Annotated in this window: 13 protein-coding genes and 1 CRISPR repeat array; of the genes, 11 read left to right on the top strand and 2 right to left on the bottom strand. The window is 63.3% G+C overall.

All coding sequences use genetic code 11. From position 1 onward, the window contains the following. Positions 1 to 290: 290 nt before the first annotated feature. From IEX61_RS09785 to IEX61_RS09775, 3 genes are all read left to right on the top strand, one after another. Positions 291 to 2,678: a 3-hydroxyacyl-CoA dehydrogenase/enoyl-CoA hydratase family protein gene (locus IEX61_RS09785; RefSeq protein WP_188817817.1), complete on the top strand. Its 2,388-nt coding sequence runs from the start codon at positions 291 to 293 to the stop codon at positions 2,676 to 2,678. An 80-nt stretch (positions 2,679 to 2,758) separates the two neighbouring features. After that, positions 2,759 to 3,940 (top strand): acetyl-CoA C-acetyltransferase, encoded by a 1,182-nt coding sequence (locus IEX61_RS09780; RefSeq protein WP_054671856.1) that lies wholly within the window; start codon positions 2,759 to 2,761, stop codon positions 3,938 to 3,940. 80 nt (positions 3,941 to 4,020) lie between these two features. Next, positions 4,021 to 5,817, top strand: a complete 1,797-nt coding sequence (locus tag IEX61_RS09775) for an acyl-CoA dehydrogenase FadE (protein WP_304502869.1) — start codon at positions 4,021 to 4,023, stop codon at positions 5,815 to 5,817. 135 nt (positions 5,818 to 5,952) lie between these two features. Here the strand turns inward: IEX61_RS09775 and bcaP are convergent, their stop codons facing one another. Next, positions 5,953 to 7,359, bottom strand: a complete 1,407-nt coding sequence (gene bcaP, locus IEX61_RS09770; protein WP_054671859.1) for a branched-chain amino acid transporter BcaP — start codon at positions 7,357 to 7,359, stop codon at positions 5,953 to 5,955. A 705-nt stretch (positions 7,360 to 8,064) separates the two neighbouring features. Between bcaP and cas6 the strand changes: the two genes are divergently transcribed. The 8 genes from cas6 (at position 8,065) to cas4 (ending at position 16,980) form a co-directional block, all read left to right on the top strand. Then, positions 8,065 to 9,159, top strand: coding sequence for a CRISPR system precrRNA processing endoribonuclease RAMP protein Cas6 (gene cas6 / locus IEX61_RS09765; RefSeq protein ID WP_188817815.1), 1,095 nt, complete (start codon positions 8,065 to 8,067; stop codon positions 9,157 to 9,159). Continuing rightward, complete coding sequence (gene cas3 / locus IEX61_RS09760) at positions 9,123 to 11,522, top strand: CRISPR-associated helicase Cas3' (RefSeq protein ID WP_188817813.1); 2,400 nt, start codon at positions 9,123 to 9,125, stop codon at positions 11,520 to 11,522. The genes cas6 and cas3 overlap by 37 nt, the downstream gene beginning before the upstream one ends. Next, the gene (locus tag IEX61_RS09755; RefSeq protein ID WP_188817811.1) at positions 11,519 to 13,279 is read left to right on the top strand and encodes a ferritin family protein; all 1,761 of its coding nucleotides are present in this window, start codon (positions 11,519 to 11,521) and stop codon (positions 13,277 to 13,279) included. Before cas3 ends, IEX61_RS09755 begins: the two co-directional genes overlap by 4 nt. A 38-nt stretch (positions 13,280 to 13,317) precedes the next feature. Beyond that, a complete protein-coding gene (locus IEX61_RS09750; protein WP_188817808.1) occupies positions 13,318 to 14,265 on the top strand; it encodes a DevR family CRISPR-associated autoregulator in 948 nt (315 codons plus the stop codon). Positions 14,266 to 14,269: 4 nt separating this feature from the next. Next, complete coding sequence (locus tag IEX61_RS09745) at positions 14,270 to 14,977, top strand: hypothetical protein (RefSeq protein ID WP_054670326.1); 708 nt, start codon at positions 14,270 to 14,272, stop codon at positions 14,975 to 14,977. A 69-nt stretch (positions 14,978 to 15,046) separates the two neighbouring features. Then, the gene (gene cas1 / locus IEX61_RS09740) at positions 15,047 to 16,060 is read left to right on the top strand and encodes a CRISPR-associated endonuclease Cas1 (protein WP_188817806.1); all 1,014 of its coding nucleotides are present in this window, start codon (positions 15,047 to 15,049) and stop codon (positions 16,058 to 16,060) included. A gap of 2 nt (positions 16,061 to 16,062) precedes the next feature. Continuing rightward, positions 16,063 to 16,314 carry a CRISPR-associated endonuclease Cas2 gene (gene cas2, locus IEX61_RS09735; protein ID WP_054670336.1) on the top strand — a complete coding sequence of 84 codons (252 nt, stop codon included), beginning with the start codon at positions 16,063 to 16,065 and terminating at the stop codon, positions 16,312 to 16,314. An 18-nt stretch (positions 16,315 to 16,332) separates the two neighbouring features. Continuing rightward, positions 16,333 to 16,980 (top strand): CRISPR-associated protein Cas4, encoded by a 648-nt coding sequence (cas4, locus tag IEX61_RS09730; RefSeq protein WP_054670338.1) that lies wholly within the window; start codon positions 16,333 to 16,335, stop codon positions 16,978 to 16,980. Positions 16,981 to 17,228: 248 nt separating this feature from the next. Further along, positions 17,229 to 19,043: a CRISPR direct-repeat array (repeat unit 37 nt; unit sequence GTTGCAGAAGACTGACTCGTTGCAAGAGGATTGAAAG). Between the two features lie 133 nt (positions 19,044 to 19,176). Here the strand turns inward: cas4 and IEX61_RS09725 are convergent. After that, on the bottom strand, positions 19,177 to 19,507 hold a 331-nt coding region (locus IEX61_RS09725), incomplete at its 5' end, for a transposase (protein WP_188817804.1).

Here is a 19,507-nt window from a genome sequence, read left to right as displayed (position 1 = left end):
TTGGCTCGCTGACCGCCTTTTTCCTTCTTGGCATCCACACTTTTTAGCGTAGAGCCGGGGAGTGTTGGAGGAAAGGAGCGCCATTCGGCATCTGAACATTCGAACTTCACAGTTGACGACGCTTGGGTTTTGGTGTAATGTTAAGAATAGATAGGGGATTCGTGAATGAATGCTCATTCAAAATATCGTTGCCCCAACGCGCATACCCATGAAACCGGATGAACGACAAGGGTCGCTGGATGGCGGCACGTTCGGTTGGGGCGACACGCAACACGGGGAGGGGCGTTGCCATGAGGCGCATCGAGAAAGCGGCGGTGATCGGCTCAGGGGTGATGGGCGCGGCCATCGCCGCGCACCTGGCCAACGTGGGCATTTCCACTTACCTTCTGGACATCGTGCCGCGATCGCTCACGCCGGAGGAGGAGGCCAAGGGCCTGACGCTCGACCACCCGGCCGTGCGCAACCGGCTGGCGACGCAGGCCAAAGCGCGCCTGCTGAAAGCCAAGCCGGCGCCGCTGTACGATCCGGCCGACGTGGAGCGGATCACGCCGGGCAACCTGGAGGACCACCTCCACTGGCTGGGCGAGGTGGACTGGATCATCGAGGCGGTGGTGGAGAACCTCGACATCAAGCGCCAGGTGCTGGCCAAGGTGGACGAACACCGCCGCCCCGACAGCATCGTGTCGACGAACACGTCGGGCATTTCCATCCACGCCATGGCCGAGGGGCGCTCGGACAGCTTCCGCCAGCATTTCCTCGGCACCCACTTCTTCAACCCGCCGCGCTACCTGAAGCTCTTGGAGATCATCCCGCACCGCGACACGCGGCCGGAGATCGTGGCCTTCATGCGCGACTTCGGCGAGCGCGTGCTGGGCAAAGGGGTTGTCCTGTGCAAGGACACGGTCAACTTCGTCGCCAACCGCATCGGCGTCTACGGGCTGCAGGTGACGGTGCAGGAGATGCTGCGTGCCGGGCTGGGCCCGGATGAGGTGGACAGCATCACCGGGCCGCTCATGGGCCGCCCGAAGAGCGCCACCTTCCGCACCCTCGACGTGGTGGGGCTCGACACCTACGTCAACGTGGCGCGCAACGTGGCCGCCAACGTCGACGATCCGGCGGAGCGGGAAGCCTTTGCCGTGCCCGCCTTCATCGAGGAGATGGTGAAGCGGGGCTGGATCGGCGAAAAGGCCGGGCAAGGGTTCTACAAGAAGGAGAAGGGCGAGATCCTGGCCCTCGACATCGCGACGATGACCTACCGGCCGCGGCGCAAATGGAAAGCGCCTTCAATGGACGCGGCCAAGGCGGCCAAGGACCTGCCGACGCGTCTGCGCACCCTCGTCTACGCCGACGACGCGGCGGGCCGCTTCGCATGGAACGTGTTGAAGAAGGTGCTCCTCTATGCGGCGGCCAAGATTCCAGAGATCGCCGACGATCTCCACACCGTCGACAACGCCATGAAGTGGGGCTTCGGCTGGGAGCTTGGGCCCTTTGAAACGTGGGACGCCATCGGCGTGGCGCGGTCGGTGGAGCGGATGAAGGCCGAGGGCGAGGCCATCCCCGAGTGGGTCGAAGCGATGCTCGCCGCCGGCCATAAGACGTTCTACGCCCGCGAGGAGGGCCGGCGCGCCTTCTACGTGCTGGAGGGCAAGTACCGCGGCATCGAGGAGAAGCCCGAGGTGATCAACCTCGCCGCGCTGAAGGAGCAGGGGCGGGTGATCCGCCAAAACAGCGGCGCCTCCCTCATCGACCTGGGCGACGGCGTGGCCTGCCTGGAGTTCCATTCGCCGAACAACGCCATCGGCGGCGACATCCTGCAGATGACGCACATTGCCATCGACGAGGTGGAGCGCAACTTCGAGGGCCTCGTCATCGGCAACCAGGGCAAGAACTTCTCCGTGGGGGCCAACGTGGCGCTGATGCTGTTTGAGGCCCAGGAGGAGAACTGGGACGAGCTCGACTGGATGGTCCGCGAGTTCCAGCGCGCCACCCAGCGCATCAAGTTCGCCAAGAAGCCGGTGGTGGCGGCGCCCTTCGGCATGACCCTCGGCGGCGGGGCGGAGTTCTGCCTCCCGGCGGCGGGCATCGAGGCGGCGGCGGAGACGTACATGGGCCTGGTGGAGACCGGGGTCGGCGTCATCCCGGCCGGCGGCGGTTGCAAGGAGCTGCTGTTGCGCTACCTGGAGGCGGTGCCGGAGGGCGCGGACGTCGACCTGCAGCCCCTTGTCAACGCGGTGTTTGAGACGATCGCCCTGGCCAAGGTTTCCTCGAGCGCCAAGGAGGCGAAAAAGCGCCGCTTCCTGCGCGAGGCCGACGGGATCACCGTCAACGGCGACCACCTGCTCGCCGCGGCCAAGCGGCGCGTCCTCGAGCTGGCCGCGCGCGGCTATGTGCCGCCGCAGCCCAGGCGGATCCGCGTGGTGGGCGAGAGCGGCTACGCCGTGCTGAAATTGGGGGCCCTGGCCATGCGCGAGAGCGGCCACATCTCCGACCACGACCTGAAGATCGCCGAGAAGCTGGCCCACGTGCTGGCCGGCGGCCGCGTGCCGGCGGGGACGGAGGTGCCCGAGTCGTACCTTCTCGACCTCGAGCGGGAGGCCTTCCTCAGCCTGCTCGGCGAGCCGAAGACCCAGCAGCGCATGCAGCACCTCTTGGCCACCGGCCGGCCGCTGCGCAACTGACGGTCAGGGTTTGCGCGTCGATCGGGACGCGCGAGCCGCCGGACCGCCAACCGCACGAGACCAAAGGAGGGAACGGACCCATGCGCGAAGCCGTGATTGTTGCCGCGGTGCGCACGCCCATCGGCAAGGCCAAGAAGGGCGCGCTCCGCCATGTGCGCCCCGACGACCTGGGGGCCCTCGTCGTCCGCGAGGCCCTCGCCCGCGTGCCGGGCCTCAAGCCCGAAGCGGTCGACGACGTCATCTTCGGCTGTGCCATTCCCGAGGCGGAGCAGGGCCTCAACATCGCCCGCATCATCGCCCTGCGCGCCGGGCTGCCCACCACCGTGCCGGGGGTGACGGTCAACCGCTTCTGCTCTTCCGGCCTGCAGGCCATTGCCGACGCCGCGCAGCGCATCATGTGCGGTTTTGCCGACGTGATTGTGGCCGGAGGCGTGGAGAGCATGAGCCTGGTGCCGATGACGGGGAACAAGGTGTCGCCCAACCCGTACCTCGTCGACCACTTCCCCGAGGTGTACATGAGCATGGGCCACACCGCCGAACGGGTGGCGCGCCGCTTCGGCATCACCCGCGAGGACCAGGACGCCTTTGCCCTGCGCAGCCACCGGCGCGCGGCGGCGGCCATCGCCGAGGGGCGCTTCCGCGACGAAATCGTCCCCGTCGAGGTGCCGGAGCGCGGGGTGGACGAGGACGGGCGCCTCGTGGAACGCACGCGGCTCTTTGACACCGACGAAGGTGTCCGCCCCGACACGTCGCTGGAAGCGCTGGCCCGGCTCAAGCCGGTTTTCGCCGTTGACGGCACGGTGACGGCGGGCAACGCCTCGCAAACCAGCGACGGCGCCGCGGCGGTGGTGGTGATGGCGGCGGAGAAGGCCGAGGAGCTGGGCGTAAAGCCCCTTGGCGTGTTCCGCTCCTTCGCCGTGGCCGGCGTCGACCCCGACATCATGGGCGTGGGGCCGGTGGAGGCGATCCCCAAGGCCCTGAAGCTGGCCGGCGTGCGCCAGCAGGACGTCGACCTGATCGAGCTGAACGAGGCCTTCGCCTCCCAGGCCGTCCACTGCATCCGCGCCCTGGAACTGGATGAAGAGCGCGTCAACGTCAACGGCGGGGCCATCGCCCTGGGCCACCCGCTGGGCTGCACGGGGGCGCGCCAGACGGTGACGCTGCTGTACGAGCTGGCCCGGCGCAAGGGGCGCTACGGTGTCGTGTCGATGTGCATCGGCGGCGGCATGGGCGCCGCGGGCGTCTTTGAGGCGCTGCCGTAAGCGGAGAGGGCCACGACGGGTGTGTCGGCGCGTCGCATGACCGCAAGCCGGCGCGAATACGTTGAAAAGGAGGAGCGCACATGACGACGAAATCGGAGGAACGGGCCATGACCGAACGGGTGAAGGGGGCGTCCTTCCTCATCGAGGAGACGGACCCGCAGGCCGTGTTTACGCCGGAGGATTTCACCGAGGAGCACAAGATGATCGCCAGCACCACGGAAGAGTTTGTGGAAAACGAGGTGCTGCCGGTGATCGACCGCATCGAGCAGGACCACGACTTTGCCACGTCCGTTGCCCTGATGCGCAAGGCCGGCGAGCTGGGCCTTCTCGGCGGCGACGTGCCCGAGGCCTACGGCGGGCTCGGGCTGGACAAGATCAGCACGACGATCGTCACCGAGAAATTTGCTCGCGCCCGGTCCTTCTCCCTCACCTACGGGGCCCACGTGGGCATCGGTACCCTGCCCATCGTCTTCTTCGGCACCGAAGCGCAAAAGAAGAAGTACCTGCCGGATCTGGCCGCGGGCAAGAAGATCGCCGCCTACGCCCTCACCGAGCCCGGCTCCGGCTCCGACGCGCTGGGGGCCAAGACGACGGCCACGCTGAGCCCGGACGGAACGCACTACATTCTGAACGGCGAGAAGCAGTGGATCACGAACGCCGGTTTTGCCGACGTCTTCGTCGTCTACGCCAAGGTGGACGGCGACAAGTTCTCCGCCTTCATCGTCGAGCGCGCGTTCCCGGGCGTCTCCACCGGGGCGGAGGAGAAGAAGATGGGCATCGAGGGCTCCTCGACGCGGACGCTCATCCTCCAGGACGCCCGCGTGCCGGTGGAAAACCTCCTCGGCGAGGTGGGGCGCGGCCACGTCATCGCCTTCAACATCCTGAACATCGGCCGCTGGAAGCTGGCGGCGGGCTGCGTCGGGTCGGCCAAGCGGGCCGTGGAGCTGTCGGCCCAGTACGCCAAGCAGCGCAAGCAGTTCGGCCGGCCGATCGCCTCGTTCCCGCTCATCCAGCAGAAGCTGGCCGACATGGCCATCCGCACCTATGTGATGGAGAGCATGGTCTACCGCACGGCGGGACTCTTTGACGGCGCCCTGGGGGTGCTGCCGGCCGACGCCGACGGGCAGACGGCGGCCAAGGCCATCGCCGACTACGCCGTGGAATGCTCGGTGAACAAGGTCTTCGCCACCGAGGCCCTGGACTTCATCGTTGACGAGGGCGTGCAGATCCACGGCGGCTATGGTTACATGCGCGAATACGAGATCGAGAACCTGTACCGCGGCTCGCGCATCAACCGCATCTTCGAGGGCACCAACGAGATCAATCGCCTGCTCATTCCCGACATGCTGGTGAAGAAGGCCCTTCGGGGCGAGCTGGCCCTTCTGCCGGCGGCCCAGGCCCTGCAGCAGGAGCTCGTGGCGTTCGTGCCGACGGAGCCGGGCGATGCGCCCCTGGAGCGCGAAGCCGACCTCGTGCGGCGGGCCAAGAAGCTGTTCCTCTTCCTATCTGGCCTCGCGGTGCAAAAGCACCAGCAGGCCCTCGAGCGGGAACAGGAGCTCCTCGCCGCGGTGGCCGACTGCGTCATTGAGGTTTTCGCCATGGAAAGCGCTCTGTTGCGGGCCCAGAAGGCCATCGCCCGCGACGGGCTGGAGAAGGCGGCGCTCAAGGTGGCCTACACCCAGGCTTATGTGCAGGACGCCTTCGACAAGCTCGAGCGCATCGGGCGCACTGCGCTGGCGGCCCTGGAAGAGGGCGACGCCCTGCGCGCCCAGCTGGCTGTGCTGCGCAAGCTGGTGCGCCGCACGCCGCTCAATGCCGTGGCCCTCAAGCGGCAGATCGCCGCACGGGTGCTGGAGGCCGAGCGGTACGTGTCGTAAGCGGCGCGAGGGAGCGCAGCACAAAGGGCGGCTGCCGCCAATGGGCGGAAGCCGCCTTCCTGAATCGATAAGCCAACAAGAAAGGAGGGCGGAACGCATCCGCCCTCCTCGCTAATCGTGGCCGGTGATGCCGTGTCACGACACTTTTTCGCTGGCTTCCGGATAGGCGTTGGCCAGCTTGCTGTTCCGGTAGCCGTAGAGGAAGTAGACGGCCAGTCCGATCACGAGCCAGATGAAGAAGGCCATCCATGTAATTCCAGGCAGGTTGCCCATAAGGAAGAGGGCGCACAGGGCACCCAGAATCGGCGTGACCGGAACGCCCGGGGCGCGGAACGGCCGCGGCAGATCGGGCTGCGTGCGGCGCAGGATGATCACGCCGATCTGGATGAGCACGAAGGCCGTGAGGGTTCCCATGTTCACCAGCTCGGCCAGACGGCCAAGCGGAATGAACCCGGCCAGACCGGCGGCCACCAGGCCCGTGATCCACGTGTTGATGTGCGGCGTCTTGTAGCGCGGATGGACGCGGGAGAAGACGCGCGGCAGGAGGCCGTCGCGGGACATGGCGAAGAAGATCCGCGTCTGCCCGTAGGCCATCACAAGCATCACCGTGGTGATGGTGATGACCGCCGACGCCGAGATGATGCCGGCGAGCCAGTTTTGGCCGACCTGCTCGAGGGCAAAGGCCACCGGTGCGGACGTGTTCAGCTTGGTGTACGGCACCATGCCGTTGAGCACGGCGGCGACGATCACGTAGAGAATGGTGCAGACGGCCAGGGAACCGATGAGGCCAATGGGCAGGTCGCGCTTGGGGTTGCGCACCTCTTCCGCCGCCGTGGCCACGGCGTCAAAGCCCACGTAGGCGAAGAAGACCACCGCCGCAGCCGTAAACACGCCCGACCAACCGAAGGGCATGAACGGCGTCCAGTTTTCCGGCTTCACGTAGAAGGCGCCGACAAGGATGAACAGGAGCACGATGGCAACCTTCAAGAATACGATCAAGTTGTTGAACCGGGCGCTTTCCTTCACGCCGCGGGCCAAAAGCCACGTGATGAACAGGATGATCAGAACCGCCGGAAGGTTGACGAGGCCACCCTCAGCGGGATTCTTGATCAGATACTCCGGCAGGCCCAGCCCAAAGCCGTTCAACAGGGACTGGAAATAGCCGGACCATCCGACGGCCACGGCGCTGACGGCCAACGTGTACTCCAGAATGAGGACCCAGCCGATGATCCAGGCCAGGAATTCGCCCAATGTGGCGTAGGTGTAGGTGTACACACTGCCCGAAACGGGGACAGTCGACGCGAACTCCGCATACGACAACGCGGCAAAGGCGGCGGCCAAGCCGGACAGGATGAAGGACAGCACCAGCGCCGGACCGGCGTATTCCGCCGAAGCGACACCGGTCAAGACAAAAATCCCCGTCCCGATGATGGCCCCGATGCCCAGCAGGGTGAGATCGAAAGCAGACAAGGCCCGCTTGAGGGACGTTTTTTCGCTCTCCTGAATCAACCGTTCAATCGGCTTTTTGCGCCATAAGCTCATCGACGATCCCTCCGCTTGGGATGATGGCGATGGATGGATGCCGAAAGCGGGAACACGCTTCTTTCATCGTTAGGCTGTTCCGCTGTTGGCGGGATTATGTGTCTCCATGATTCTTGACTGTTTCCGCGTCTATGTTGAGGGCATTCTTCTTGGCAGCATTGTCCCCCCTTTCTGAAAAGTGTAATAAAATTTTTGAATAAAATTTTGGGAAATGAATTAAACGAATAAACATTTGCCGTGAAACCGTGATGAATCATAGCAAAAAAGGTCGAATTTTGTCAATAGGGGGTGCACGTGAATCGGCTGGAAGATGGGTGTGTCGGCAGACTGACCGAAGGGGCCATGCGCGGGAGCAAGAGGCGGTTTGTTCGTTGTCTTCCCCTATGGTACACTGGAGAACAGACTCGAGCCTCATAAGGCGGCGTCGCAACAAGCCGGACATGCGACGTACGCGTCAGGAGGCGCTAAGAGGATTGAAAGAGATAGCAATTGACGACGGCCTGGGCAGCCTTTTTGCCTCGCTTCAAGAGGATCGCCGCCCAGGTCGTCACATTTTCCAATGGGCAAATGCAGGAACGTCTTTTTGTCCTAGATAACAATATACTTGACGAAACGAACCCGGCCATGTAGACTCGAAATAGAAGGCTTTTCCTATGGATTCGCTGCATTGCCGTCCAATTCCTTCCCATGTCGGAGGTAGTCGGCATGTTTTCGTCCGATTGGTCCCGCGCCGCTCGCCTGCGGATGGTCCGCCTGCGTGCGCGGATGCGGGCGACCGAACCGGTGCCCCTTCCGCCGTACAAGGGGTCAACCTTGCGCGGTGCCTTTGGCCATGCCTTCCGCCGCATCGCGTGCGCCTATCCTGAATCCTTCGCCTGCCGCCCTTGTCCGCTGTTTTCCTCATGTGCCTATGCCTACATCTTTGAAACGGCCCCACCTGACGTAGGAACGTGGATGGGCACGTACCAAAACGTTCCGCGCCCCTACGTGATCGAGCCGCCCGATGACGTGCGCACCGCGTACGACCCGGGTGATGCGTTGGAATTGGACATTGTGCTCTTTGGGCGCGGCGTCGCGTATGTCCCCCATGTGGCCTTTGCCCTTGTGGAGATGGGCCGACGTGGATTGGGGGCACGGCGGGGGCGGTTTCATCTTGAAGCCATCGCCAGCGTTCGCGCCGACGGCACCCTTGGTCCCCTCGTGTTCAACGGGGAAACGCAGCAGCTGGCGACGGCGCATGTGGTGACCGTTACGGGTGCCGATTTGGCCGAGCCGGCGTCCGCTGGCCATCCCCAGCGCCTGCGCCTTTCCTTTGTCACGCCAACGCGTTTGCAACGGGACGGGCATTTGGTGGACAAGCCGGAGATGTCGCTCCTCGTGCGCGCGTTGCTGCGGCGCGTGTCGGCCCTCCTCGTTTTCCACCAGGGCGAGGAGCCGCCTACAAATGTCCGTTCCTTGCTTGATCGCGTGGATCGCACCGTGCGTCTCGTGGCGCAGGAGATCCATTGGCTCGACTGGGAGCGGTATTCAAATCGGCATCGCGAGCGGATGAAACTGGGCGGCATTGTCGGCTGGGCCGAGTACGCAGGAGAAGGAATTGCCGACGTGGTGCCGTGGCTTCGCCTCGCCGAGTGGGTGCACCTCGGCAAAAACGCCGTGTTCGGGCTGGGGAAAATCGCCGTGTCGGTTGAGGAAGGAGAGGCGGGTTCCGGGATGCCGACGGTTGGCCATGTAGACCGGCAAACCAAGAGGGGGGAGGAGCCGTGCGCGCCAGCCTCCGCGAAGCCTTTCCCGAACTGACTGGGGTTTCCGCGCCGCATCCCTTTCAAATTGAAGCGGCCGAGCGGCTGTTGGCGGGGGAAAACGTGATCCTGTCGGCGCCGACGGGGTCGGGGAAGACGTGGACGGCGGTGTTTCCGTTCTTGTACGCGAAGCAGCGCGGCCTGCCTTTCGCCGATCGTCTCATCTACCTCCTGCCGCTGCGCACCCTGGCCCGCACGCTGTACGAGACGGTGCGGCGGCGCGTCGAAGCGCTGGGCCTGCCGCTTTCCATCACCATCCAGACCGGCAGTCAGCCGGAAGACCCGCTCTTTGAAGGGGACATCGTCTTTGCCACCATCGACCAAGCCTTAAGCGCGTATGTGGGACTGGCCCTGTCGGTCGGGCGCTCCTCGGCCAACCTTGTTCCGGGTGCCTTCTTAGGTGCGTACATCGTCATGGACGAGCTCCACCTGTTGGAGCCGGACGTCTCCCTGGCCACCTTTCTCGACATGGTGGATCGCCTGAAGCCCTACAGCCGTTTTTTGGCCATGACCGCCACAGTGCCGGCCGATGTGTTGGCGGAGATGGCCCGCCGCACCGGCGCAGCGGTCAAGGTGGTGAGCGGCGACGAGGCGCGGGCCCTTCCGGCGGTGGGGACGGTTGAGCGCCGGTACGAATGGGCCGGTGTGCCGCTTACGCCTGAAGAGGTGGTTCGCGAGCATCTTGGTCAGCGCGGCGTGCGCAAGACGCTGGTGATCGCCAACACCGTTCCGCGGGCCCAGGCGCTTTATCGCGGGGTGCGCGAGGCGCTGGCGGCGCGGGAATGCCGCGACGAGGTGTTGCTTTTGCATTCCCGATTTTTGCCGTCGGACCGGGCGGCCAAAGAGGCGGCGCTTCTTGCGGCGTTGCGCGATCCCGACCGCTCGGTGCTCGTGGTGGCCACCCAAGTGATCGAGGTGGGGCTGGACGTGTCGGCGCCGCTTTTGCTCACTGAGCTGTGTCCGGCCAACGCCCTCCTGCAGCGCGCCGGGCGCTGTGCCCGCTATCCCGGCCAGCGCGGGCGGGTGCGCGTCTACGCCCTGCCGCGCGATGCGCAAGGGCGGGAGGAGGCCGCGCCGTATGCCGAGGCGTGGGCGCGGGAGGCGATGGCCCGCACCAAGGCCTACCTGGAGGCGCGTTGCCCGTTTTTTGCCGATGAACACACAGCCGTTGAGCTGGTGAACCGGGCGCACGGGGAGCTGGATTGCCGGCGCCTTGAACAGGTGCCGGAGACAGTGCGCCGCAATCAGGTCGACACCGCTTTGGCGAGCGGCGAGATGGCGCGTTTACGGCAGCTCGTGCGCGACGTGGACAGCGTGAGCGTGATTGTCCGCCGCGATCCCCAGGCTGTCGACCTCAGCCGGCAGGTGGAGCGGTTTTCTCTCCCAACATCGGCCCTGCGCGGATTGGTCGCGCGCCTCGGTGTGTCGGCTGGCCGGTGGGTGCACGGGCTGGTGGTGCGGGAGGAGGGGGATGCCGACGGATCTCGGGAGCCTCTCGCGTGGGAACCCGTAAAGCGCCCCGATGAGGTGGCCCAACACGTGCTCCTGTGCCTCCATCCCGACGTGGCCGCCTACGATTCCGACGTGGGCCTGGTGCTGGGCGAACCGGGCGGCTTCGAGACGCCGGACGGGCCGCCAAAGCCTGAACTTTGGCACAACGCCTATGCCTATTGCCGCGAAACCTACGCCGAGCATGTGGCGGCGGTGCGCCGCCTGTACCAAGCCCAGGCGCCGCGCGTCGCCGTGGCTCACGAGCGGCTGGCGGCGCAGCTGGGGGTGACGCCGGAGGCCCTCGAGGCGTGGGGCGAACTGGTCGCCGCCTTGCATGACGTGGGCAAGCTGACACAGGAAGTGGCCGATCGCTTCTGGCGCTACCAGCGGGAGCGGCGTGGCGAGGAGCCGACGGACTTCTTGGCCCACACCGACTACGATCCCCGCAATCCCGACGATCGCGCGGCGCGCGCCCGGATGGGCCACGTGGGGCATGCCGTCGAGGGGGCCTACATCTCCCAGCAGATGATTCTCGAGCGGGTGAGGCAAGACCTGGCTGATCCCGATCTGGCGCGGGAATGTGCCGACGCCTGCCTGACGGCCATTGCCCGTCACCACAGCGCGTGGGCGCGGGAGATTCGCCAGCCCTTCACGCTGATGAAAGAGGCGCTCCCCGTCGCCGTGAAAACGTTGAGGGGCCTGGGCTTGCCCAGGGCGGCCTTTGTTCCCTATCGGTTTCAAGAGGCCAAACGGTTTTACGAACACCTCGTGATGCCCCACAATCGGGCGTGGCTCTTGTACTGGTACCTGGTGCGCCGCCTGCGCCTGGCCGATCGCCAATCGCAAGCCGAGAAAGGGGGAAAACGATGAAGGCGCAAACCTTTACGCTGTGGAAGCGCAGCGGCGGGTACGGCGACGCGCTGGCGGCCATTGGCCTGGCGCGCCTCCTGTATGTCTTGACGGGCCAAAACCCGCTGGTGCGCGAAGAGCCGGGCGCCTTTGCCGTGGTCCTTCCGGAGCCGGTCGACCTCGACGCCCTCGACTACGGCCGGCTGCGCCACAATCCTGGCTATCGCTACGTGCGCCTCAAAGCCGACGACGACCAGGCGCCGGAGAGCGATTTTCTGGATTACGAAAAGGAGCGGGCCCGCTATGTGGCCTGGCGGGATCTGCGCAAAAAGGCGCGCGCCGGCCGCGCGCTGTCCGACGAAGAGCGCCGGCAGCTTGAAGCCGCCCAACCGCGGAGTGATTGGGGGCTGTGGCAGAGCCTCAACGTCCTTCAAGCCCTTGGCACGTACAACAAGTTGCACGCGGCCTTTCGCAACGCCCATCCGCAGGAGCTGGTCGAGGCGGTAAAGGCCAAGCTGGCGGCCATGGCCCAGGGCATTCCGGTGTGGACGGTGGATACGGCCTTTTCCCCGGTCGTTTCGGCTGTTCAGGCGTTTAACCCGACGGTGGGCAAGGGCATCAACCGGCCAAAGCCGGATGGCGCGCCGGTGGCCAATCTGCCCAAGACCTATGCCGACTGGTTTGAGGAGTACCTGCGCTATTTGGGCGTGGAAGCGGGGCTGTGCGCGTACGGACTCGGGGAGGACTACAAGTTCCTGGCCGTCGTACCCGGACGCGTTGATGCCGCGGTGCTTGAACAGGTGCTGATCCGGGAATTTCGCGCCCTTTCGCAGCGTTTTCGCTACGGTTCGATCCTTCTCGACATTCAGTCCGCGTTGGAGCTGGCCAAGCTCCTCCTTCACCATGTGGAGGCGGGCGACTGGACGCCACGCGACGTGATTCGCGGCGTGCAGGCGGCCTATTTCAAGTCCCTGGGCAGCGGGCGAGCCCTGATGAACCTCTCCTTCATCGGCTTGCCCGGTTGGTTCCCCGTCCGCACCGCCGATGACGTGGAGGCCTGGATGAACCTGCTGGAGGAACACTTGCGCCTCGTGCGCGCCCTCGATGAGGAAAAGGCGGAAGAGGCGGAACTGCTGGAAGCGTACCGCGATTTCGTCTCCGGCGGCGACTGGCGCGCGTTGCTCCTTTTCTTTGCCGGGTACGGCATGACGCTCTTTCGCGCCCGCGAGCGGGCCGCTCAGCGTGCCGCGTCCATGCCTTCTCCAAAACAAAGCCTGTTGGAGGTGCTGGTTGTGAAGGGATACCCCCACTACGCGGAGATCGTGCGCAACCCGGGTTTCCAGGCCATTGCCAAGGCCATGCGCCTGGCCACGGTGGCGGAACAGTATCACAAGGCCCGCGGGCAGCAGGTGTTTGCCATCCACTACGACCTGTTCCAGAAGCTCAAGCAGCACGCCCGCTTCCCGGATCAGCTGCTGGCCATCGTGATGGACTTCGTGGCCGAGTACAACCGCGAAAACGCGCGGCGTGAGGAACAGCTGGCCCGCAAAGGCCAAGGGGGGCGGCGCCGGCCCAACATTACCACCGGCGAGGTCGAGCAGTTTGTGGCCCTGTTTGACGCCCACCGGCAGCACAGCGAGGCCCTTGCGCTGCTCCTCATCGCGTACGCGTCATCGCGGGAGGATCGCACCGCCGAGGGCGAGGCGGCAGTTGAAGCGGCAACGGGGGAAGCGGCCGACGACGCGGACGTATACACCGTCCCCATTGACGAGGCGTGACGCGATCATCTTGCAATCCCAGAAGGAGGCGCAGATGTATGAACATCCGTTCCCTGTCCATCAGCGGACTCATCACCCTCGACATGCACGCCCTGAACAACGAAGGGGCCGAGGGCAACCACCTGCACACGCGGATGGTGCACATCACCACCGAAACCGGCGAGCTGGCGGTGGTGAACGCCATCTCGGGCGACATGCTGAAACACATCCAGGCCGAGCACCTCTACCACGTTGCCCGCGAAAAGGGTTTGCCCCTCTGTGGCGGCTGCCAAACCTTCGACGCCAACCGCATCAACGCCGACGAGGCCTTCTTTGCCGAGCTAGGCAAGACGAAGGATCTGGCCGAGATCACCAACCGCGTGCTTGAGCGCTGCGTCATCGACGACATCGAAGGCGTGCTCATCACGCGCGGCGAACGGTCGGTTCCGCGCAAGTCGCTGGTGGAATTTGGCTGGCTCGTGGGCGTGCCCGAGCGCACGCGGACGGAACAATATTTCCATGTGAAATACGACACCGGACGCCGGGCGGGTTCGGGTGACGAAAGCGGAGCCAACACCGGGCAGAACATCTTCTACCGGCCGGCCAGCTCGGGCCAGTATGCCGTGGTGCTGCACGTGGAGCTCGGCCGCGTCGGCTACAACGACGTCACGCGCACCTACGCGCTGCCCGCCGACGAGCGCAAGGCACGCGCCCAGGCGCTTTTGGAAAGCGTGCTCTTCACCTTTGTTCACCCGCGCGGGGCCCAGCGGAACACGCAAAATCCCCACATCCTCGGCTTTGAAGGGGTGCTGACCACCTCCACCGCCTCGGTTCCGGCGCCAACGATCAGCGCCCTGTCGTCGGACTACCGCCGCGAAATCGAGGGCATCGCCGAGCAGCTCAACCGCCTGTATCCCGGCGCCGTCGCCACGCGGGCCTTTGCGTCGCTCAGCGAGTTTGCCGCCCACATGGCCGAGCTGATCGAAACGCTGGACGTGGAGGCGTGACGCCGTGTGGTTGGTTGCCACGTATCGGCCCACCGCGCTCTTCTCGCAAAAAAGCTCGATGGCCACCAGCTCGGGGGCGCGCACCAACCTGGTGCCGACGCCCTACAGCATCAAGCTGGCCTTGGTGGAAGCCGCCTTCCGCAGCGGTTTGGATGGGGAAGCGGTCTTTACCTGGGTCAAGCCCCTCACGATCTACCTCGAGCCCCCGGAGGAAGCGGTGGTGAACCACACCTTTGTCAAGGTGTTGCGCGAGCCCCACGACAAGAAATCGGGCCGGGCCTTTGATTCCACCATTGCCTACCGGGAGTACGCCTTCTTCCGCGGCCGCTTGCGCATCGCCTTCCGCCTGGCCGAGGTGGGGGACAAGCGTGAGGAGCTGGTGCGGCTGCTCGCCCATGTCCAGTACCTGGGAAAGCGCGGCAGTTTCGTGCAATTTTGCGGCGTCGAGGAGCTGGCCGAGCTGCCGCCTTCCTTCACCTGGCACGTCCTCGACAACAGCCGCTCCACGCTGACGCTCAACGTCGTCTTCCAGCCCCTCGACGATGTGGGCCCGTCGGCCACCTTTGACCGCGTCAACACCTATTCCGATGAGCGGCTGCGCATCGGCAAAGACCGCGTCTTTGTGCCGACGGCCATCCCCTATCGGTTGGTCGCCTCGTCGCGCGGCTACAGCCACTACCGGCGGGTGAACGTCGCGACAAGCCGCAAGTAGCCGCGCACGTTTAAGCCCCCGATTCTCCGTCGATCCTGTTACGGGAGACGGAGAAAGGGGGCGTTTTCCTTGCCATCGCTCATTGTGGACGAACACGGCGTCAGCATCGGGAAGACGAGCAAGCGGCTGGTGGTCAAAAAGCGGGGCGAAGTGGTGGGCGAATACCCGGTGCTCGATGTGGAGGACGTGGTGGTGCTGTCGCGCGGGGTGGCCATCACGTCGGATGCGCTGGAGTTGTGCAGCGAACACGGCGTGCTCGTGCACTTTACCGACTACCGGCATCAGCCTTATGCCGTTCTGTATGCGCCGGGGCTGCACGGCACGGTGAAAACGCGGCGGGAGCAGTTTGCCGCCCTGGGCGACCGGCGCGGGGTGCAGGCGGTCAAGGGCTTTTTGGTGGGCAAGCTGGACAACCAGGTGAACACCCTGAAGTACTTTCTGCGCGGCGTGGAGGACGCACGGCTGCACCGCGAAGTCGAGCTGGCCATTGCGGAAATTGGGCGTCATCGCCAGCGCCTGATCGAGTTGGACGGGGCCTGTTTGGAAGAGGTTCGCCCGGATCTGCTCAACGCCGAAGCCCTCGCGGCACAGGCCTATTGGCGGGGCGTTGCCGCCTTGCTGCGCGACCGGGTGGCGTTTCCCGGCCGGCAGGTGTGGGACCCGACGGATCCCGTCAACCTGATGCTCAATTACGGGTACGGGCTCTTGGGCAGCGTGGTCATGGGCGGCATCTTGCGCGCGGGGCTTGACCCCTACGGCGGCTTTCTGCACACCGATCGTTCGGGGCGCGAATCGCTCCGGTTTGACTTAATGGAAGAATTCCGTCCGCTTGTGGACCGCGTCATCGTCGCGCTGCTCAGGCGCGGATTGAAGCCGCGGCTGGTGGAGGAAGAGGGGCGCATTTCCCTCGAGAGAGAAACGCGCCGGCTGTTGAAGGAACGCCTTCTGGAACGTTTTGATCAGCGCGAGCTTTACAACGGGCAGCGCCACCGCCTCAAGACGATCATCCAGCTGCAAGCGCGCGCGCTGGCCTCGTTTTTGCGAGACGGAAAGCCGTACCGTCCGTTTCGGGGGAAGTGGTGAGGATGCATCATTTGCTCATCTACGACATCTCCGAAGACAAAATTCGCAACCGCGTTGCCGAGACGTGCAAGGATTACGGCCTGGTCCGCGTGCAATACAGCTCGTTCTACGGGCGATTGCCGCGAACCCGCTTGCGCGATCTCGAGCGGGCGATGGTCCGCTTGCTTCGCCAAGGGCAGGGCAATGTCATCATCGTCCCGGTGTGCGAAGCCTGTCGGGCCGGGATCGTGAAGCTGGAGTCGGAAGCGTTATAGGATGAGGGGGCGGTGTTCATGATGTTTCGCGTCTCGGATATCAAGCAGTTTGTCTTTTGCCCCCGCTACGTCTATTTCACGTACGTGCAACCGGTGCCAAAGGCGCCGACACCGACGATGGAGCACGCGCGCACCCTGCACGACGAGCACAACGCCCGGGAAAAGCGGCGCGGCTTTGCCGCCTACGGCTTGGTTGAGGGATCGCGCCACTACCATGTGCCGGTTTATGCCGAAAAACTGGGCCTGCGCGGAAAGATTGACCTCGTCATCGATGCCGAAGCGCCGAACGCCAACGGCCAGCGGTATTACCCCGTCGAATGCAAAGATACGGCCAGCGGCGTACGGAACAATTTCAAATACCAACTGGCGGCGTACGCCATGGCCCTTGAAGAAGTGACGGGCACCCCGGTGCACAAGGCCTTTCTGTATATCATCCCGGAGAAGCGTGCCCACAACGTTCCCATTACCGAGGGGCTGCGCACCCACATCCGGCGCATGCTCACCATGATGCGCACCATGGTGGAACGGGAAATTTTTCCCGAGCCGCGATCCCGTGCCCGCTGCTTTAGCTGCGAGATGCGCCGCTATTGCAACGATCTCGATGATGCGTCCGGCGCGTTTGAGGAAAGTCCCGCTCAAGCCAAACGGTTGGTCGATTGCTTCTGAAAATTGGCATTCGTGTTTTCAAACGTCCCTTGCGCTCGCAAGGGGCGTTTTTTATTTCACCAGGGTTCAGATGTACTGATACGTTCGGGGATATTTGTTAACACTAATAAAAAAGAAGTTAACAATTTTTCGTGGCTGACCCCCGGTTTTCGTGCAAACCGGTCATTTTCGAAAAAAATCTTGGCAACGAGCGGGGGTATATGGTAAAATCCCAGACAAGACAAGGCTTTCACGGCTCACCGACATCGGTTGCAGAAGACTGACTCGTTGCAAGAGGATTGAAAGCATCTTGCGGGCCGCCTTGGCCGCGTCAAGGCTCCCGTTGCAGAAGACTGACTCGTTGCAAGAGGATTGAAAGATTAACGAGATCGCGAACCAAAAATCGCCAGACCCCGTTGCAGAAGACTGACTCGTTGCAAGAGGATTGAAAGTTGCTACTTCGCTCATCCCCTGAAGCGCGCGCTGAAGTTGCAGAAGACTGACTCGTTGCAAGAGGATTGAAAGCGCCGCTTCTCCCGCTCTCGGCGGTCGTGTTCGAGTCCGTTGCAGAAGACTGACTCGTTGCAAGAGGATTGAAAGGCGCCCTTAGCGTCGGGTAATCATATTGCGCAAGGGCAGGTTGCAGAAGACTGACTCGTTGCAAGAGGATTGAAAGGTAAACGGTACGTATTACGACTATACTGCCGCGTCTGTTGCAGAAGACTGACTCGTTGCAAGAGGATTGAAAGGCGCGACATCGAGGTGTTTTATCAGCGGTTCGCTATAGTTGCAGAAGACTGACTCGTTGCAAGAGGATTGAAAGGTACGTGAACGCCGCCGCAGATGGGCACGCAATTCCACGTTGCAGAAGACTGACTCGTTGCAAGAGGATTGAAAGAGAGCTTGGGACAGTTCGTTCAAAGTCGGCGCATACCGTTGCAGAAGACTGACTCGTTGCAAGAGGATTGAAAGCAACACCATTGATTTTTGTGCCGGTTACGTCCAACGTTGCAGAAGACTGACTCGTTGCAAGAGGATTGAAAGCGGGGCTAACTACCTGCCGGCCGACACCGGGCTCGTCGTTGCAGAAGACTGACTCGTTGCAAGAGGATTGAAAGAGATGTATCCTGCTATCTCACGCAACAGGTTCTGGTTGCAGAAGACTGACTCGTTGCAAGAGGATTGAAAGGTTGACTGCGTGCGATGGGTGCCAGCGGAAAAGGTGTTGCAGAAGACTGACTCGTTGCAAGAGGATTGAAAGGTGCTGTTGATCTCCTGGGCAATGCGCTCCAGCACGCGGCGCGTTGCAGAAGACTGACTCGTTGCAAGAGGATTGAAAGTTTCGAGTTCATCTAGCAAACGCGGCAGGATATTTCGAGTTGCAGAAGACTGACTCGTTGCAAGAGGATTGAAAGACGACCCGCAGCCCGTATCTGCCAGGGGCATACTCACCGTTGCAGAAGACTGACTCGTTGCAAGAGGATTGAAAGCCGGTTCTCCCACGACCTTGCCTACGATCGTGGTTGTGGTTGCAGAAGACTGACTCGTTGCAAGAGGATTGAAAGTGTCATCGTATCTCGCGTGATCGACGGGGACACGTGTTGCAGAAGACTGACTCGTTGCAAGAGGATTGAAAGTCAACCAGCCACGGGAGATCGGCATCGCACCAAAGAGCCGTTGCAGAAGACTGACTCGTTGCAAGAGGATTGAAAGATTTCCACCACCTGCACTCCTCCCCGGCTGGGCTTCGTTGCAGAAGACTGACTCGTTGCAAGAGGATTGAAAGCAGCGCGACGTATTGAGCAAGCTGGTCGTCCGTCAGCGTTGCAGAAGACTGACTCGTTGCAAGAGGATTGAAAGTTAGCCTTTTGGAATGCTTTAACGGCATCTTCAGTCGTTGCAGAAGACTGACTCGTTGCAAGAGGATTGAAAGCCGCCGGCCGCGGCCGTGTTCTCGTCGTCCTCTTCGCGCTCGTTGCAGAAGACTGACTCGTTGCAAGAGGATTGAAAGTCCTTACGTCACCGTCTTGCTCACGCTCGTCAGCCGGTTGCAGAAGACTGACTCGTTGCAAGAGCATTCCTGTAATGAAACATGCGGGGGTTTGAGCAAATGAAAACCTCCTGATATCGTGGTGGTGTCAGAAGAAGCACCCACCACCACGAAAATCAGGAGGTAGTACCCCTATGATAGCACAAAATCGCAAGCTTGCCACGGCTCTAAGTCAATAACTGTGGATGTGAGGTCAACCAAGCCAAGGGCATAAAAGCGAGGAGCATCTTCCGCACATAGATTTCGCGGTTGCGGAACCCGTAGCTGATTCGTTTGAGCAGCTTGATCTTGGTGTGAACGCCCTCCGTGTAGCCGTTTGAAACACGCCAGGTGTGGTAGGCCAGAATCGCCTCGCGCCAGCGGCGGAGCGTGCGTCCCCACTGCATGAGCGCGGCATCGCTTGCCGACTGGGTCTCAAAGATCACGCGGTCCAAGATGGCTGCGGCTTCGTCTCGATTGGAGGCGCGGTAGACGTCTCGCAGCTGCTCCTTGACCCAA

The organism is Calditerricola satsumensis, assembly GCF_014646935.1.
In the GTDB taxonomy this organism is placed as follows: domain Bacteria; phylum Bacillota; class Bacilli; order Calditerricolales; family Calditerricolaceae; genus Calditerricola; species Calditerricola satsumensis.
The sequence above is the reverse complement of the archived record's forward strand: the minus strand, read 5'-3'. Positions and strand labels throughout refer to the sequence as shown.

Coding starts and splice junctions, on each gene's coding strand:
- IEX61_RS09785 (WP_188817817.1), top strand. CDS start 291: ATGAGGCGCATCGAGAAAGCGGCGGTGATCGGCTCAGGGGTGATGGGC.
- IEX61_RS09780 (WP_054671856.1), top strand. CDS start 2,759: ATGCGCGAAGCCGTGATTGTTGCCGCGGTGCGCACGCCCATCGGCAAG.
- IEX61_RS09775 (WP_304502869.1), top strand. CDS start 4,021: ATGACGACGAAATCGGAGGAACGGGCCATGACCGAACGGGTGAAGGGG.
- bcaP (WP_054671859.1), bottom strand. CDS start 7,359: ATGAGCTTATGGCGCAAAAAGCCGATTGAACGGTTGATTCAGGAGAGC.
- cas6 (WP_188817815.1), top strand. CDS start 8,065: ATGTTTTCGTCCGATTGGTCCCGCGCCGCTCGCCTGCGGATGGTCCGC.
- IEX61_RS09755 (WP_188817811.1), top strand. CDS start 11,519: ATGAAGGCGCAAACCTTTACGCTGTGGAAGCGCAGCGGCGGGTACGGC.
- IEX61_RS09750 (WP_188817808.1), top strand. CDS start 13,318: ATGAACATCCGTTCCCTGTCCATCAGCGGACTCATCACCCTCGACATG.
- cas2 (WP_054670336.1), top strand. CDS start 16,063: ATGCATCATTTGCTCATCTACGACATCTCCGAAGACAAAATTCGCAAC.
- cas4 (WP_054670338.1), top strand. CDS start 16,333: ATGATGTTTCGCGTCTCGGATATCAAGCAGTTTGTCTTTTGCCCCCGC.